The 15,574-nt window shown below is 55.4% G+C and carries 15 protein-coding genes and 2 pseudogenes; 7 read left to right on the top strand and 10 right to left on the bottom strand.

All coding sequences use genetic code 11. From position 1 onward, the window contains the following. The 4 genes and pseudogenes from AC0L6A_RS02580 to AC0L6A_RS02565 all read right to left on the bottom strand — a co-directional run bounded on the left by AC0L6A_RS02580 (position 1) and on the right by AC0L6A_RS02565 (position 3,354). Positions 1-1,053, bottom strand: coding sequence for an LLM class flavin-dependent oxidoreductase (locus tag AC0L6A_RS02580; protein ID WP_473292005.1), 1,053 nt, complete (start codon positions 1,051-1,053; stop codon positions 1-3). A gap of 3 nt (positions 1,054-1,056) precedes the next feature. Next, a complete protein-coding gene (locus AC0L6A_RS02575; RefSeq protein WP_473292004.1) occupies positions 1,057-1,974 on the bottom strand; it encodes a flavin reductase family protein in 918 nt (305 codons plus the stop codon). Beyond that, complete coding sequence (locus AC0L6A_RS02570) at positions 1,967-2,779, bottom strand: alpha/beta fold hydrolase (RefSeq protein ID WP_473292003.1); 813 nt, start codon at positions 2,777-2,779, stop codon at positions 1,967-1,969. The genes AC0L6A_RS02575 and AC0L6A_RS02570 overlap by 8 nt, the downstream gene beginning before the upstream one ends. After that, positions 2,751-3,354: pseudogene (locus AC0L6A_RS02565) on the bottom strand (amino acid synthesis family protein). Before AC0L6A_RS02565 ends, AC0L6A_RS02570 begins: the two are co-directional and overlap by 29 nt. A 101-nt stretch (positions 3,355-3,455) precedes the next feature. On the opposite strand from AC0L6A_RS02565, the gene AC0L6A_RS02560 reads away from it, so the two are divergent. From AC0L6A_RS02560 to AC0L6A_RS02550, 3 genes are read left to right on the top strand one after another with little or no spacing between them, the layout of a single operon-like run. Beyond that, positions 3,456-4,136, top strand: a complete 681-nt coding sequence (locus tag AC0L6A_RS02560) for a GntR family transcriptional regulator (protein ID WP_473292002.1) — start codon at positions 3,456-3,458, stop codon at positions 4,134-4,136. Between the two features lie 2 nt (positions 4,137-4,138). Then, positions 4,139-4,429 carry a DUF1330 domain-containing protein gene (locus tag AC0L6A_RS02555; RefSeq protein WP_473292000.1) on the top strand — a complete coding sequence of 97 codons (291 nt, stop codon included), beginning with the start codon at positions 4,139-4,141 and terminating at the stop codon, positions 4,427-4,429. An 11-nt stretch (positions 4,430-4,440) separates the two neighbouring features. Beyond that, the gene (locus tag AC0L6A_RS02550; protein WP_473291999.1) at positions 4,441-4,845 is read left to right on the top strand and encodes a carboxymuconolactone decarboxylase family protein; all 405 of its coding nucleotides are present in this window, start codon (positions 4,441-4,443) and stop codon (positions 4,843-4,845) included. Here AC0L6A_RS02550 and AC0L6A_RS02545 read toward each other — a convergent pair whose 3' ends face one another. Further along, positions 4,846-6,294 carry a sensor histidine kinase gene (locus tag AC0L6A_RS02545; RefSeq protein WP_473291998.1) on the bottom strand — a complete coding sequence of 483 codons (1,449 nt, stop codon included), beginning with the start codon at positions 6,292-6,294 and terminating at the stop codon, positions 4,846-4,848. Next, a complete protein-coding gene (locus tag AC0L6A_RS02540; RefSeq protein ID WP_473291997.1) occupies positions 6,291-7,028 on the bottom strand; it encodes a response regulator transcription factor in 738 nt (245 codons plus the stop codon). Before AC0L6A_RS02540 ends, AC0L6A_RS02545 begins: the two co-directional genes overlap by 4 nt. A gap of 224 nt (positions 7,029-7,252) precedes the next feature. Between AC0L6A_RS02540 and AC0L6A_RS02535 the strand changes: the two genes are divergently transcribed. From AC0L6A_RS02535 to AC0L6A_RS02520, 4 genes and pseudogenes are all read left to right on the top strand, one after another. Then, a complete protein-coding gene (locus AC0L6A_RS02535) occupies positions 7,253-8,497 on the top strand; it encodes an ABC transporter substrate-binding protein (RefSeq protein WP_473291996.1) in 1,245 nt (414 codons plus the stop codon). Positions 8,498-8,560: 63 nt separating this feature from the next. After that, a complete protein-coding gene (locus AC0L6A_RS02530; protein WP_473291995.1) occupies positions 8,561-9,433 on the top strand; it encodes a carbohydrate ABC transporter permease in 873 nt (290 codons plus the stop codon). Then, positions 9,426-10,322 carry a carbohydrate ABC transporter permease gene (locus AC0L6A_RS02525; RefSeq protein ID WP_473291994.1) on the top strand — a complete coding sequence of 299 codons (897 nt, stop codon included), beginning with the start codon at positions 9,426-9,428 and terminating at the stop codon, positions 10,320-10,322. The genes AC0L6A_RS02530 and AC0L6A_RS02525 overlap by 8 nt, the downstream gene beginning before the upstream one ends. A 4-nt stretch (positions 10,323-10,326) precedes the next feature. Beyond that, a pseudogene (locus AC0L6A_RS02520) lies at positions 10,327-11,425 on the top strand (ABC transporter ATP-binding protein). Positions 11,426-11,441: 16 nt separating this feature from the next. Here the strand turns inward: AC0L6A_RS02520 and AC0L6A_RS02515 are convergent. From AC0L6A_RS02515 to AC0L6A_RS02500, 4 genes are all read right to left on the bottom strand, one after another. After that, complete coding sequence (locus AC0L6A_RS02515; protein WP_473291993.1) at positions 11,442-12,458, bottom strand: AbrB family transcriptional regulator; 1,017 nt, start codon at positions 12,456-12,458, stop codon at positions 11,442-11,444. 21 nt (positions 12,459-12,479) lie between these two features. Then, entirely contained in the window at positions 12,480-13,994 is a 1,515-nt protein-coding gene (locus tag AC0L6A_RS02510) for a tripartite tricarboxylate transporter permease (protein ID WP_246927848.1), read from the bottom strand. A gap of 4 nt (positions 13,995-13,998) precedes the next feature. Next, positions 13,999-14,481 (bottom strand): tripartite tricarboxylate transporter TctB family protein, encoded by a 483-nt coding sequence (locus AC0L6A_RS02505; protein WP_473293353.1) that lies wholly within the window; start codon positions 14,479-14,481, stop codon positions 13,999-14,001. A 65-nt stretch (positions 14,482-14,546) separates the two neighbouring features. After that, positions 14,547-15,533, bottom strand: a complete 987-nt coding sequence (locus AC0L6A_RS02500; protein ID WP_473291992.1) for a tripartite tricarboxylate transporter substrate binding protein — start codon at positions 15,531-15,533, stop codon at positions 14,547-14,549. Positions 15,534-15,574 lie beyond the last annotated feature (41 nt).

Raw genomic sequence — 15,574 nt, 5'->3', positions numbered from 1 at the left:
TTACCCCCCATGCCCCTGCCCAAATGCTGGCATAACTTCATTGATAAACCGCTCAAGCGACGCCTTCTTGCGGTCAAAAGTCATAGAGCTGTCGATCCAGAACGAATACTCATCATACCCTAAAGCTTCGTATTTCTTTAGACGTTTGATGACCGTTTCTGGTGTGCCAATCACCAAATCACGTTCCATTGCCTCTGGCGAATAGAAGGGATGTGCGGCAATCTCGTCCTCAGAAAGTGGGTCGATTAAGCCTTGCGATATATCGCGCTTGTTCATGAACCAAGCACCGAAGTAGCAGTAAAACCGGTTCAGCTCCTCTGCGCCAAGCTTGGCGTCCTTATCGCTATCGGCAACATAGGTGTGCTGAAGAAGCATGATCTTTGGACGAGGCTGCTTCGAAAACTTTTCACAGGCATCGTTGAATTTCTGCATCAGGCTTTCCACCTCGGCCTCGCCGTTCCAAAGCGGGGTCACCTGCACGTTACATCCGTTCGAGACGGCAAATTCGTGACTGTTCGGATCGCGCGCAGCAATCCAGATCGGGGGTCCGTCTTCCTGCATCGGCTGCGGGGCTGATGTGGTGCTTGGGAACTGGAAGAACTCTCCACTATGGGCGTAGTCACCTTTCCAAAGCTGCTTCACAGCAGGAACCAATTCGCGCATCCGCTGTCCCGCTTCCCACGCGTCCATTCCTGGCATCAAGCGTTCATATTCGAACGAATACGCACCACGAGCGATCCCAATATCAAGGCGACCATTCGTAATAAGGTCGGTCATCGCCGCCTCACCCGCCAACCGGATTGGGTGCCAGAACGGAGCCACTACGGTTCCGGTCCCAAGGCGCACATTTTTTGTGTGATTTGCGACGTCGACAAGGTTCAGAAATGGGTTGGGTGCAATGGTGAAATTCATCCCATGATGTTCACCCGTCCAGATGGCATGCATGCCGCCCTCGTCAGCGATTTTGCAAAGCTCGATGAACTCATCATACAACTGCTTCTGATCTTGATCGGGCGATATGCGTTCCATATGCGCGAAAAGAGAGAACTTCATGTCTTACACCTCTGTTGTCAGCGGACGCACTTTGCCGCTTATCTGATTGCCATAATACACCCCGAAGTTTCCCATATGGTTTTCCCGCGCGAACCGATCCAACATCGTGCAGATCACCGGATCCGCAACGCTCATCAGAGTGGTTTCTCCAAGGTCGGTAAACTTACCCTTGGCACTGGCCGGTCCGCTGGCTTGGCAAAGGAACGAGATATGTTGCGTTTCGCGCGCTTCATCTTCGTAGACCGAATAGACAAATCCGGGCTCGGCCTCGACGCCGACATCCGAAATCAGACGCTTTAGCGTTCCAGTTGCACCGCCGCGGCCCAGTTTGCTTTCGGGAAGGGTCAGTCTTCCGTCCTCATTGCCCAATAACAGCACTTTGCCATCATATTCGATCAAAGCGGATATCATTAGGTCGGCGCTGTTCGTGACGGCCTCGGCCTCGGCGGCAGGGGTGACATAGGCCCCACGGGCGTATCCAAGGCCGGGGTGTGTTGTTGTATCAAAGGCCTCCACCTTACCGACTAGGATCAGGTGATCCCCGGCATCAACCCGATTGAACATCGAGCAGTCGAACCAAGCTGAAACACCCGAAAAGATGGGGGATCCATGTGGTCCAACTGTCCAATCAACCGTGGCAAAGCGGTCCTCAACCGGGCTTGCGAAAGTATTGGAAACCTTCATTTGATCTTCGGCCAACACATTAACTGCAAAGCCTTCGGCTTCGTTAAACGCAGCGAAGTTACGAGAACTGTTGGCAAGGCAAACCAGCACCAATGGCGGATCGAGCGAAACCGAGGTGAACGAATTCGCGGTAAAGCCAAGTGGCTGCCCAGACTTGTCATTCGTGGTCACAACCGTGACCCCGGTCATGAAAGTCCCAAAGGCATTGCGCAGGGCGCGCGGGTCGATCTCAGACATTTCGATCTCCTACGGTTGGGGCTTTGAGCCAATCGGACAAGGCATTGTTCACAAGCGCGGGTGCGGTCAAGTTTACCATATGCCTGTGCCCCTTGATCACCACTGACCGACCATTTTCAGCTTCTTTGGCCATGGCATTGGCCATTGCAGGGGTCGAATTCTGATCCCCATCACCCGTCAGCGCCAGCATGGGGCACGTGATATCGCCCATGCGATCTGCATAGGTCGCATCACCGCGTGCAAAGGCATTGTAGGCTGTCGCGTATCCATCCAGATCAACATCTGACAGCCACTTCGACACCTGAGCACGCGCGGCTTGGTCGTCCGCGCTTTGCCCAAACCAACGGGATAAGGGCGTTTCCAAATCAAACCCACCGCAACGGATTTCTTCAGTACGCGAGATTACTGCGGCACGCGCCTTATCAGAGCGGAGATAAACTCCGTTTAGCAATGCCACACGGGTCACGAGTTCAGGATGTGTTATCGCAAGTCCGCTTGCGATCAGCGCACCCATCGAATGCCCCGCAAGGGCAACCGGGCCGATGTCCAGCGCATGTAAGGTGGCCCTTAACCAGTCCACAAATTCGGGCAACTGCGCGTCTTTGGAAAGGGGATCGCTGCCGCCATGTCCGGGCATGTCTACTGCTACAACGTGATGCGTGCGCGACAGATGCTCGATCTGTGGGCTCCAAGCTGCGGATTGCATGCCGACGCCATGAACCAAAACCACAGGTTCGCCCGACCCTGCGGTCAGCGCCGTGACTTCACCGTAAGGCTTAGACAGCTGCAGGGTTGTCGACATCATGACCCAATTCCTTCAGATCCTCGATAGCGATCTCCGATCCGGTGATGAGGGCGCCCCCCGATTGACGCGCCCAGCGCGATGACGATCTCATCAGGTGCAGGGGCGTCGGCGATCTGCGTTTGGATGGTCAGGTAATGACTTCGACGCCCAGCATCATGTTTGTCCATCAAAGGAATTTGCAGCGACGCATTTGCCGGGCCGCGTGTGTTGGTGAAAGACAGATAGGATTTTGCGCCCACGGCCTCGCGGTAGGAGTTACCGAACTGCAACGTGTGGATCAGGGCCGAGCCGTGCTCAACTTCCCCGTTCACACCAACAATGGCCGACTTCCCATACCCTTCGACCTTGTCCCCGCCACCGGCGGCATCAAGGACCATACCTGTTAGCAACTGACCCAATCCCGGCGCACAATCAAGGATCGCAGGCTTTAGGTTTTCGACAAAGCCCTGCCCGGCCCACGGACTTCGGATCACAGCGATTGCGGCAATCATGGTCAGCGGCGTTTCTGCGGCTTTCCCACCTTCGATCAGATTGTTTTCTACGTGCAAAAGGGTTTTGCGGATTTCTGCGGGCATGATGCACCTCGTAGCGACTCAGTTGCCGTATCATGGTATACCATAATCTTGTATGTCAATAATTCCTTGCCCACGAACCGCGTGACTGGTATCCATCCGTCATGAACAAACCCGTACTTTCAAAGATATCTCAACCCCCCGCGACATTGCGCGATATGGTTCAAGACCGCATGCGGGATGCGATCATTGAGGGGCATTTCAAGCCCGGCGAACGACTGGTTGAACGTCCGCTTTGTGAACAATTGGGGGTCAGCCGCACCGTTATCCGCGAGACCATTCGCTATCTGGAAGCCGAAGGTCTGGTCGAAATACTTCCGGGTCGTGGTCCGATCGTCGCGGAAATGACGTGGGACGATGCCAAGCAGATTTACGAAATCCGACGCATGCTTGAAACAGCAGCAGCGCGCACCTGCGCCCTGCGCATCACGCCTGATCGCAAGAAAGCACTCAAGGCCGCCTTGCAGCAACTTGAACGGGCTTTCGATGATCCCGTTCCCGGAAGCCTTATTCGTGCCACTGCTGACTTCTACTCAGAGATTTTTGACGGCGCTGGGCAGCACATAGCCTGGACCATCGTACAGCGCCTGAATGGTCGGATCAGCAGATTGCGCATGCTGACACTGGCGACATCCGATCGCGCACAGCCCGGTTTAAAACACATGCAAGCGATTTGCGCGGCCATTGTCTCGGGCGATTCTGACGCAGCTGAAATAGCTGTGCAGAACCATTTGAATGACACCACAGCAATCGCCGAACGCCTTTTGGCCGAGGAAGATTTGTAACGATGCCCAAAGCTTACTGGATTGCCAATGTGACGGTTACCGATCCCGACGCCTATCAGGGATATCAGGCCGTCGCACCAGAAGCCTTTGCACGATTTGGTGCACGTTTTCTGGCACGCGGAGCAGCAGAAACGCTTGAGGGCACAGACTGGCAACGCCGTGTCATCATCGAATTCGACAGCATCGATACAGCGCGCGCTTGTTACCAATCTGAAGAATACCGGGCCGCCCGTGCCAAAAGGGCCGGAGCATGCGACGCAGACATCGCCCTTATCGAAGCATTGGAAGACTAAGGAGCTGCCAAATGGAGAAAACCAACCCAAACCTGTTTGAGGTCGGACTAGACCGCCGCAAATCCACACTTGGCGCGGAGTATGTCGACAAGAATCTGGAAGCCGCTGACGAGTTTAACCGTGGTTTTCAAGAAGCCATGACCGAGTGGTGTTGGGGGTTTGGCTGGGGGGATGATGCCCTTGATGCAAAGACACGTTCCCTGATGAACCTCAGCATGATCGGCGCGCTTGGCAAAATGCATGAATGGGAACTTCACTTGAACGGCGCCATCACCAACGGCTGCACAATGGAAGAAATCCGTGCGGCCATTCATGTGATCGCGATCTACTGTGGTGTCCCGCAAGGGGTGGAGTGTTTCCGCATCGCCCGCAAAGTGCTTGAGGAGCGCGGCTTGCTGTCAGAAAGCTCGGCGTAGCTACCTACGGCAAATCTCAAGGCAGGCACGAAGCCCGTGTTGTCCTGTTTCAAAGTAAAGACGCCCGCCATGCTGTTCGGCGACGGTGGCAACAATGGTCAGCCCCAGACCAAACCCGTCAATCGCACGTGTGTTATCCCCGCGCTTAAAGGGGGCAACAACCGCTTCGATGTCTTCGGCAGACATTCCCGATCCTTCATCCTCAACAACAATCGTGGCATGCTCTGGTGTCGCGGTTAGCTGGACCGAAGCACGTCGTCCGTATTTCAAAGCATTGTCGATCAGGTTCGAAATCGCTCGTTTCAACGATACTGGGCGCGCCATGACCAGAATACGTTGTTCATCCGGCAGCGCTGCCAAACCAGACGTTGTAGCAAAGACGGATCGCCCCCCTTCAACGCTGGGGTTTTGCGGCGACACAAGCGATACCGGGCGTTCCATGTCCTGATAGTCAGCCACCAACGCATCGACCAATGACGTGAACGACAGCTTGCGCGGTGTCTCTTCGTTCAGTTCCGCCCGCGTATATGTCAGCACGCTCTCGATCATCTCGGTCATACTGTCGATGTCAGCTTCAAGCTTTTCGCGCAGGTCCGTTTCCTTGATCAGGGCTGTGCGCAAGCGAAGACGCGTCGCGGGTGTGCCCAAATCATGGCTGACCCCAGACAGAACCATTGCGCGCTTGGACAGCTGCGCGCGTTCCTGTTCAAGGTGGGCATTCACCGCCAACACCGTCTGTCGCAGTTCGGCCGGACCATGAACTTCATAGCTGTCTGGACCACCAAGCCGTCCACGTTCCCGCAGCGCGTTGGCAAACCGGTCGAAATGCGCAGATGTGTCCAAAACCATGGTCGACAGAATAGCGACAGCAATCAACGTCAACAAAACAGCAGCAAGCCGCAGGTCAGACGGCGCGGCATCACAGCCCCAGATGGATTGCCCATCGATACGCACCCACGGCTGAACACCCATGCGGGCAAACAAAACCGGATCAGCGCAATAGGTCGCCAGAAGACGCGTTACATTTCCAAACTTCTCCGCTGCTGTTTGGCCTTCATTCGACACCAATTCGGACACGGCATACTGAAGCTTGCCCGAAACAATGCCGACATTTAGCGACGATCCTGAAACGGGGTCACGACCTGCTCCGATAATCGAGATGTTGGTTACAATTGCAGGCCTGGGAATACCTTGAACCCGGGAAAACTCACCTCGCGTTGCCAATACTGCCTCGTCGTTTGACAGCTTCGACACGTACACCCCAAGGGGCGGTTCTGCTCCGACGCGCAAGGATTCATACAGTGAAACACCGGTGACATAGCTTCGGGTCAGATGGTCTTGCCAAGCCTTGGTTGACGAAAACCAAAGCCAGCCTGCACCAAATGCAGCGGTAAAGCAGCCAAGGATCAACAACAGCCCAAGCGTTCGGATTTGCAACCCTCGGCTCATGCGCTGCCTTCTACATCTACATCTGTTGCGAAAACATACCCGATGCCGCGTTCAGTGCGCAAAAGCTCGGGCTGTTTCGGATCACTTTCAATCTTCCCGCGCAGCCGTCCGACCAGAACGTCGATGGCGCGACCGGACGCCTCTGCGCCCTGCCCCTCGCCGGTAACATCCAGTGACGTGGCGATCTCTTCCCGTGTCAAAGGGATATGCGGGTTGGCCAGAAAAACCTTCAGCAACGCCGTTTCCTTACGCGACAGAGCAACTTGAAATCCCTGGGGCGACGTCACTTCATCAAGTTTGGCGTCATATGTCCAACCTGCAAATCGAAACGTCGATACGCTTCGACGATACACCAACGACGCACTTCGCTTGGCGCGGGATAGAACTGCACGCACGCGTGCCAAAAGCAATTCCGGATTGAAGGGTTTCGCAATATAGTCGTCAGCCCCCACCTGATACCCTGCCATGCGGTGATGGTCTGCAGACAAAGCCGAGACAAGGATAATGGGTACATCTTGTTCGTCACGCAGGCGCGCGCAAATCTCGACACCGTTTTCATCGCCCAGCATCACATCAAGCAAGATCAGGTCGACCCGCCCGTTTGTTAACTGCTCCATGATCGCGCTTTCGCTATCGCAGGGAAGAGCGATGTAGCCGTTTTGGCGCAGATACTGGGTCATCATGCCCCGTGTATCTACGTCATCATCGACGACCAGAAGTCGTGGAATCGCCATGTCCGTATTCCTCCCTCGGGACCATGAAACCAAATTCACTGTCCGCTTGTCTGTAACAGCGTGCAACAAAATCAAGGCTTGCGTAACATCAAGTAACAAATTGGTCGAAATTCTACCCGCGAAACCCGTTATTGGCTGCAACAACCATTGCGCAAAGCAGGGTAAGATCGTCAGGCTTGGGACAGCGTCACCTGATGTTTGGTGACCAAAGGGAGGAAATTCTAATGAAAAAATCCGTATTTACGGCCGTTTCGGCTATTACACTGACCTGTGCTCTGCCGCTGATGGCCGAGCCGCAGGCAGAAGTTCTGCACTGGTGGACATCTGGCGGCGAAGCCAAGTCTGTTGCTGTGCTGCAGGGCGAGTTCGCCGACAATGGCGGAACTTGGACCGACATGCCTGTTGCTGGCGGTGGCGGTGACGCTGCGATGACCGCACTGCGTGCTCGCGTACTGTCTGGCAACGCACCGACAGCTGTTCAGCTGAAAGGCCCGGCCATTCAGGAATGGTACGAAGAAGGCGTTCTGGCTGACATCTCGGCAGTTGCACAAGCTGAAGGCTGGGCAGACGTTCTGCCGGCATCAATCGCTGGTCACATGATGTGCGAAGGCGCATGGTGTGCGGCTCCGGTCAACGTGCACCGCATCGACTGGATCTGGGGCAATGCTGACGTGCTCAGTGCCAACGGCATCGAAATGCCAACCACTTGGGACGAATTCAACGCCGCCGCTGACAAGCTGGCTGCTGCTGGCGTAACGCCGCTGGCACATGGTGGTCAGGCATGGCAGGATGCGACTGTGTTCGAAGCTGTCGCACTGGGCATGCTGGGCGCTGAAGGCTTTAAGAAAGCCTTTGTTGATCTAGACATGGACACGCTGAAGTCCGACAAAATGGTCGCTGTCTTTGACCAGATGCGAAAAATGCGCGGCTATGTCGACGACAACTTCTCGGGTCGTGACTGGAACCTTGCCACTGCAATGGTCATGAACGGCGAAGCCGCCTTCCAGATCATGGGTGACTGGGCCAAAGGTGAGTTCCTTGCCGCTGGCAAAGTGCCGGGCGAAGACTTCTTGTGTGCATCAGTGCCGGGCGATGGCTTCCTGTACAACGTTGACAGCTTTGCCATGTTCAATGTGGACGGTGACGACAAGAAAGCCGGACAAGAACTTCTGTCCAAGTTGATCGTCGGCAAAAACTTCCAGAAAGTGTTCAACCTGAACAAAGGTTCGATCCCTGCACGTGTTGACGTTGCTCTGGACGAATTTGACAGCTGCGCGCATCTGTCCTCCAAGGACATGAACGAAAGCTCGGAAAATGGCTCGCTTCTGCCTAGCTATGCCCACGGTATGGCGCTGCGTGGTGCTCAGTCGGGTGCAATCACCGATGTGGTGACCGCACACTTCAACTCGGACATGTCATCGGCTGATGCTGTGAACCAGTTGGCCAACGCTGTCGCCAACTCCATGTAAATCTCCCTGGCCTCGCGTCTGACCTTCAGGTGCGGGGCCTCCTTTTATTCAGGGGTCGTTACAATGACCGAATGGCTTGAACGTCATATCCCCAAGATGGTGCTGGCACCCTCTTTCATCGCCATCCTCGTTTTCGTTTACGGCTTCATTGCCTGGACAGCTTGGGTATCGCTGACCCGCTCGCGGCTTTTGCCAAAATACGAAGTTGAGGGACTCATCCAGTATGAGCGCCTGTTTGCATCGCCTCGGTTTGATACCGCGATGACGAACCTGTTCATCTTCGGCTCTTTGTTCATCGTGATCTCAATGGTTCTTGGCCTGCTGATCGCCATTCTGCTGGATCAAAAAATCCGCACTGAAGGCGTGTTGCGCACGATCTACCTTTACCCGATGGCGCTGTCGATGATCGTCACCGGTACCGCGTGGAAGTGGATCATGAACCCCGGACTGGGCATTGAAAAAATGGTCCGCGACTGGGGGTTTGAAAACTTCTCGTTCGATTGGGTGATTGACCCTGACATGGCGATCTACGCTGTTGTTATCGCAGGTGTCTGGCAGGCGTCAGGCTTTGTCATGGCGCTGTTCCTTGCCGGTCTACGCAGCGTAGACGGAGAGATCATCAAGGCCGCACAGGTCGATGGCATCCCCAGCTGGCGCATCTATTCCGCGATCATCATTCCGTCGATGGCCCCGATCTTCTTGTCAGCCTTCATCGTGCTGGCCCACCTCGCCATTAAAAGCTTCGACCTTGTCATCGCTTTGACCGGAGGCGGCCCCGGTTATGCCACCGACCTGCCCGCGACATACATGTACGCAATGGCGTTCTCACGCGGTGATATCGGACAAGCGGCAAGCTCTGCCATGGTGATGATGGCCGTCGTCTTCGCGATCATCGTTCCTTATCTTTACTCAGAACTAAGGGTGAAACATGACTGATATCTCGCTTTCCCCCGCCCACAGCCCATCGCGCAATTGGGGCCGTATCGCCCTGCGCTGGTTGCTGTTCACACTTCTTGGCATCTTTGCGCTGTTCTACCTGATGCCGCTTTTCGTGATGGTTACGACGTCGCTGAAAAGCCTTGAGGAAATTCGTACCGGAAGCCTTGTGGCGCTCCCACGCGAAGTCACTTTTGATGCATGGCGCACGGCTTGGTCCGGTGCCTGTACCGGCATCCAGTGTGAGGGTCTTCGCCCTTACTTCTGGAACTCGGTCATCCTTGCGATCCCAGCCGTTGCGATTTCATCCTTTCTTGGAGCGCTCAATGGTTACGTGATTGCGCAGTGGAAGTTCAAGGGTGCCAACCTGATCTTCTCGCTGATGCTGTTTGGTTGCTTCATCCCCTTCCAGGTGGTGCTGCTTCCGATGGCACGCATGCTGGGACTGATGGGCATCGCAGGTACCATTCCGGGGTTGATCTTTGTGCACGTGATTTACGGCATCGGGTTCACCACGCTGTTCTTCCGCAACTACTATGTGTCGATCCCGCAAGAGCTGGTGAAAGCCGCCAAAGTGGACGGTGCTGGGTTCTTCCGGATTTTCTGGTCGATCTTCCTGCCTCTGTCGCTTCCGATCATCGTTGTGACCGTCATTTGGCAGTTCACGCAGATCTGGAACGACTTCCTGTTCGGCGTGTCCTTCAGTCAGGCTGGGACGCAACCGGTCACCGTTGCACTGAACAATATCGTCAACTCAACCACTGGCGTGAAGGAATACAACGTGGACATGGCTGCAGCGATCATCGCCGCCCTTCCCACGCTCCTTGTCTATGTCGTCGCTGGCAAATACTTCATCCGCGGTCTGACCGCTGGATCCGTGAAAGGCTAAACCCATGGCTCCTATTCTGGATATCAAAAACCTCTACAAAAACTATGGGTCCGTCGAGAATCCTTAAAGACATCAACGTCGCGATTGAACCGGGGGATTTCCTGGTGCTGGTTGGACCCTCGGGTTGCGGTAAGTCCACACTGCTGAACTGCATCGCAGGGCTTGAGCCGATCACCGATGGCACGGTCGCCATTGGTGGGCGCGACATGACCCATGTCAGCCCCAAAGATCGCGACATCGCAATGGTGTTCCAGTCTTACGCGCTTTATCCGACCATGTCGGTGGCCAAGAACATCACCTTCGGCATGAAAGTGCGCGGTGTGGACGCGGCAACGCAGGAACAGAAGCTTCAGGAAGTGGCAGCGCAGTTGCAGATCGAACCGCTTTTGCAGCGTCGCCCCGGCCAACTTTCGGGCGGCCAGCGGCAACGAGTGGCCATGGGACGGGCGCTTGTTCGTGATCCCAAGCTGTTCCTGTTCGACGAACCCCTGTCCAACCTCGATGCGAAGTTGCGGGTTGAGATGCGGACCGAGATCAAGAAGCTGCACCAGAACCTGAACGCCACCATGGTCTATGTGACCCATGACCAGATCGAGGCGATGACCCTTGCCACCAAGATCGTCGTCCTGAAGGGCGGCGTGGTGCAGCAGATCGGTTCACCCGCCGAGATCTATAACCGCCCTGAGAACTTGTTCGTGGCGGACTTCATGGGAAGCCCGGCGATGAACTTGATCCCTGCACGGGCCATGGCCAACGGCAAAGGCACCAAGATCGAGATTGAACGCGCAGGTGCCGCCCCGTTGGTGCTGACAGATACACATGCCAAGAACTTGCCTGAAGACGTGATCTTGGGCCTGCGCCCTGAAGACATCGCCGAAGCGGGCTTCCGTGCAGGCGAAGACGTGCAGGAAGCCGATTGCATGGTCGAAATGGTCGAACCTGCGGGTGCTGATACCTATGTGGTGTCTCATCTAGGGGGCAAGCAAGTCACTGCCCGCTTGCACGCAGAAACCAGTGCCAAGTCGGGCGAAAACCTCTCCTTGGCGTTTGATCTTAGTAAGGTGTCATACTTCGCACCGGAAAGCGGTGAACGGCTGAACTAATCATATCGCGCCGGGATCAGGTCTTGTGCAACACACGACCAATCACCGGCGCGATCATGACGACCAGTACGATCCGAAGCACGTGATGCGTGACCACATAAGCAAGGTCAGAGCCGGCAATGATGGCGATCACCACCATCTCGGCCTGACCACCCGGCAGGAAGGCCAAAAGCGCGTCCAGCGAGGGCGCAAGCCCTAGCCCAGCCACCAATGCAAAGAACAAAAGCGATATGGTGCCAAGCAGCACTGAATAAGCGAGGCCTGCGAAGACACTTTCGCGGACCTCTCTTCGCGTGATCCGAACATATTTTACACCCACAGCGATGCCGATGAAAAACTGCGCAGCCTGAATGATCTCGGCAGGTGGTCGGGTATGGATCAAGCCCGTCAAAGACAGACCGGCAGTCAGGATCATCGGGCCTAATATGGATGCGCCGAACAGTCCTACCCGCTCAAAAAACTTCCAGCCAACAAGTCCGGCGATGATCATCAGCGCTATCTGAGTGGGCGCAATTTCGGTCATGGGCTGGCCTGGTGCAACATTCAGATCCAAGTTCCAAACCATCTGCATTGCAAAGGGCACACAGCTGACCAAAACAACAATTCGGGTCGCATGAATTAGCGACAGTGTCCGCGGATCGCCCCCAGCTTCTTCCCCAAAGATAAGCATATCCTGCAGCCCACCCGGCATCGCGCTGTACCAAGCGGTCACCGGATCAAGTTTGAAGACAAAACGCAGAAATGGATAACCAATCGCCGCAACAGTCGCGATGAACAACGGCACGATCAGCAAGGATTCAGCGATTTCTGGCATGCGCCACAAAAGCTCTGGCGTGATGGACGCGCCTACGGCAACGCCCAGAAATGTACGCATGAAAATGCCAAACTGCCCTGCCCCTTGAAGAGAGACCCCAGACAGCGCCGCAATCAGGCAGGCAAACATCGGACCCAGCAGGAACGGCAAAGGCAGCCCAAGGACATAGAACCCCAGACTGCCGATAGCCGCGATTAAAAATGTTAGAGCACGATCCATCTTAGGCTCGGGTATATGTGATTAATCCCCATCTGCGACACCCTTTGCACGAAGACGGGCGCGGCGCGCACGGAAACTGGGCAGGAAGACCAGAATGGCCGCGATGACCAGCAGGCCCAACGTCATAGGTCGTTCCCAAATAAACCCGATGCCATCATACAGCTGCATTGAGCGCGAGAAGTTGTCTTCCAGCATGCCGCCCAGAATGAACCCGATCAGAAGTGGCGCCAGCGGATAGTCTGCAAATCGCAGTGCAGTGGCCGCGACACCAAAGCCCACCAAAAGCAGCAATTCGGTTGCGTTGTTTTGGCCGATATAAGCCCCCATCAACGTGAAGAAGAGGATGAATGGGATAAGGTAATTCCGCGGGATCGACAGCACTTTGGCGATGTACGGGATCAGGGGTAGGTTCAGGACCAACAGAACCAGATTGCCGATGAACATCGACATGATAACAGCCCAGAAAATCTGCGGCTCATCAAGCATCAATCGTGGACCGGGCGTTACATTAAGCGCAATCAAAGCACCCAACAAAATCGCGGTCGTTCCCGAACCGGGAATGCCCAATGTCAAAAGCGGGACAAAAGACCCGGTGCAAGCCGCGTTGTTCGCGGTTTCAGGCGCCGCAAGCCCCTTGATCGAACCCTTGCCGAACTCTTCTTGCTCTTCCTTCGTGGCCAGGTTTCGTTCGACAGCGTAGCCCAAGAAGCTGGCAATCGTAGCGCCTGCGCCGGGCAGGACGCCAATGAAAAATCCTTGCAGCGATTGACGTCCGATCACTGGTGCAATGGCCTTTGCTTCGGCCCTTGTGATGCGAAGATCTTTGATCTCGCCATCTTGGCTGTCCTGCGTTGTTTTAGGTTTCAGCACCAGGAACAGTGCCTCGGGCAAAGCGAACATGGCCATCGCAAGAGTGATAAAACCAAAACCTGATTGAAGGTCCATGATCCCCATTGTGAAGCGCGGCATGTTGAACAATGCACCTTCACCCACGGTGGCCATGATCAATCCCAACAAGGTCATGATAAGGGCCTTGGCGACCTGTCCCGTACCCGCAAACGCAGCGATCGCCGACAGGCCAACAACCATCAGCGCGAAGTATTCAGCAGAATGGAACAACAGCGCGACCGAGGACAGGGCCGGTGCAAAAACCATGAGAAGAAGAGCACCGATACTACCCCCCGCGAAACTTGCAATTGCAGCAATGGTCAGGGCCTTCCCTGCCTTGCCCTGCTTCGCCATAGGATAGCCGTCAAAGCTTGATGCAACCGTTCCGGCGACCCCCGGTGCGTTCAAAAGAATGGACGAGGTCGACCCACCAAAAATGGCACCGTAGTAAACACCAGCCAACAAGATCAGTGCCGCCGATGGATCACCCATCGAGATTGCGATCGGGATCATGATTGCGATGATCGACATGGGACCAAGCCCCGGCAGCATCCCAATAAATGTGCCGATCAGACAACCGCCGATCACCATCAACAGGTTTTGAATGGAAAAGGCCGTTTGCAGGCCAATCAGAAGTCCTTCAAGCATGGGATCAGCCTCCTACAAAGCCGGGCAATGGGCGCAGGTAGATGCCCAGAACTTGCTGCACCAAATACCAAACGACCAGCGTGGCAAACAGCGCGACCGGGATCATGATGACCCATTTGCGTTCACCCAGAATGAACGATCCTAAGATCAGAAAAGCAGCGGTGGAAAAGATGAACCCAAGGGGGCGTAGGCAAAGCGCGTAAGCAACCATCAACGCCAAAAGCAGTAAGGCTTGCCCCAGCTTGTATTCGCCAAGCCGACGATAGTCGATTTCAGCCTCTTTCTGTTCAGACTTTTCAATCCCTGACAGGATGAACAAAGATGTCAAAAGGCCCAAAACGGAAAGAACCTTTGGGAAGGTGCTGGGCCAGATCGGGTTGCGTTTCATGAAGGGCGCAAGCGCTCCATCCATCGTGAACCAAGCGGCGTATCCATAAGCCAGGCATACTCCGACAAGTATCAGCGCGATCCAACGATCAAGTGCCATCATCCCCTCCGAATTCAGTAGAAATGTGGGCAGAGCGCGTGACGCTCTGCCCGATCAAGTAAGGCTTACAGGAAGCCCAGCTTTTTCATCAGATCACCAATGACCTGCTCTTGCTCTTCCAAGAAAGCTTTGAAGTCATCGCCCGAGTTGTGGATGTTGACCCAACCGTTGCGTCCGCGCACTTCTTCCCATTCCGGGGTGGCGTACATTTCAGCAAGGGCTTTTTGGTACATAGCCAATTTGTCTTCAGGCAGACCCGGTGCTGCGAAGAACCCGCGCCAGTTCACAAAGCTGGTATCAATGCCCTGTTCTTTCATGGTCATGGCATCAGCGGCAGCCGGCACACGTTCGTCCGACGTCACGCCGATGATCTTCACTTCGCCTGCATTCGCCAGATCAACCGCTTCCGAGAAACCGGTCGACAGGGCTGCAATCTCGCCCGACAGAAGGGCTGCCATTGCTTTGCCGCCCGCGTCATAGGGAATGTATTTCACGCCCAATGCATCCTTGCCTGCGGCTTCGAATGTCATGGCTGCAACCAAGTGGTCCATACCGCCGGGAACCGATCCGCCGCCGATCGCCGTGGCGCTGGGGTCAGCGTCATAGGCCGCCATAAGATCTTCCATCGAGTTGATGGGGCTGTCTTTGCCGACAACAATCGCAGCGTAGTCACCGATGGTGCCAGCAACCAGCGTCAGGTCGCGGAAGTTATGCGGGAACACACCGGTCAGCGAGCGGATCACGATGGGGGTCGAGTTCACCATCAATGTGCCGTGGTTGCTGTCAGCGTTTTCGATCAGAAAGCCGATAGCCTTGCCGCCACCGCCACCTGACATGTTCTCGTAAGATGCAGTGCCTGCGATACCAGCCTTCGTCAGCGCCTCGCCGGTGCCACGGGCCGTTCCATCCCAACCGCCACCAGCACCGCCGGGGATCAGAAAGTGAATGCTATCGACTACTTTGTGTCCGTCCGCCATCGCGGGTGATGCAAATGCCATCGCGGCCAAAGCGGTCGCCATAAGGGCACGGCGGCCCAGTGAAAATGTCGTCATGATTTCCTCCCAATTTGACAACTGTCCGAAAGGCGGCTCAG

The sequence above is a fragment of the Aliiroseovarius sp. D2-2 genome, assembly GCF_055809455.1.
Note: the sequence above shows the minus strand (reverse complement) of the source record. Positions and strands in the feature narration are given on the sequence as shown.

Bases quoted from the DNA above. Each gene is read 5' to 3' on its own strand.
- AC0L6A_RS02550 (WP_473291999.1), top strand. From the start codon at position 4,441: ATGGAGAAAACCAACCCAAACCTGTTTGAGGTCGGACTAGACCGCCGC.
- AC0L6A_RS02510 (WP_246927848.1), bottom strand. From the start codon at position 13,994: ATGCTTGAAGGACTTCTGATTGGCCTGCAAACGGCCTTTTCCATTCAA.
- AC0L6A_RS02555 (WP_473292000.1), top strand. From the start codon at position 4,139: ATGCCCAAAGCTTACTGGATTGCCAATGTGACGGTTACCGATCCCGAC.
- AC0L6A_RS02505 (WP_473293353.1), bottom strand. From the start codon at position 14,481: ATGGCACTTGATCGTTGGATCGCGCTGATACTTGTCGGAGTATGCCTG.
- AC0L6A_RS02540 (WP_473291997.1), bottom strand. From the start codon at position 7,028: ATGGCGATTCCACGACTTCTGGTCGTCGATGATGACGTAGATACACGG.
- AC0L6A_RS02525 (WP_473291994.1), top strand. From the start codon at position 9,426: ATGACTGATATCTCGCTTTCCCCCGCCCACAGCCCATCGCGCAATTGG.
- AC0L6A_RS02545 (WP_473291998.1), bottom strand. From the start codon at position 6,294: ATGAGCCGAGGGTTGCAAATCCGAACGCTTGGGCTGTTGTTGATCCTT.
- AC0L6A_RS02580 (WP_473292005.1), bottom strand. From the start codon at position 1,053: ATGAAGTTCTCTCTTTTCGCGCATATGGAACGCATATCGCCCGATCAA.
- AC0L6A_RS02570 (WP_473292003.1), bottom strand. From the start codon at position 2,779: ATGATGTCGACAACCCTGCAGCTGTCTAAGCCTTACGGTGAAGTCACG.
- AC0L6A_RS02535 (WP_473291996.1), top strand. From the start codon at position 7,253: ATGAAAAAATCCGTATTTACGGCCGTTTCGGCTATTACACTGACCTGT.
- AC0L6A_RS02575 (WP_473292004.1), bottom strand. From the start codon at position 1,974: ATGTCTGAGATCGACCCGCGCGCCCTGCGCAATGCCTTTGGGACTTTC.
- AC0L6A_RS02515 (WP_473291993.1), bottom strand. From the start codon at position 12,458: ATGGATCGTGCTCTAACATTTTTAATCGCGGCTATCGGCAGTCTGGGG.
- AC0L6A_RS02560 (WP_473292002.1), top strand. From the start codon at position 3,456: ATGAACAAACCCGTACTTTCAAAGATATCTCAACCCCCCGCGACATTG.
- AC0L6A_RS02500 (WP_473291992.1), bottom strand. From the start codon at position 15,533: ATGACGACATTTTCACTGGGCCGCCGTGCCCTTATGGCGACCGCTTTG.
- AC0L6A_RS02530 (WP_473291995.1), top strand. From the start codon at position 8,561: ATGACCGAATGGCTTGAACGTCATATCCCCAAGATGGTGCTGGCACCC.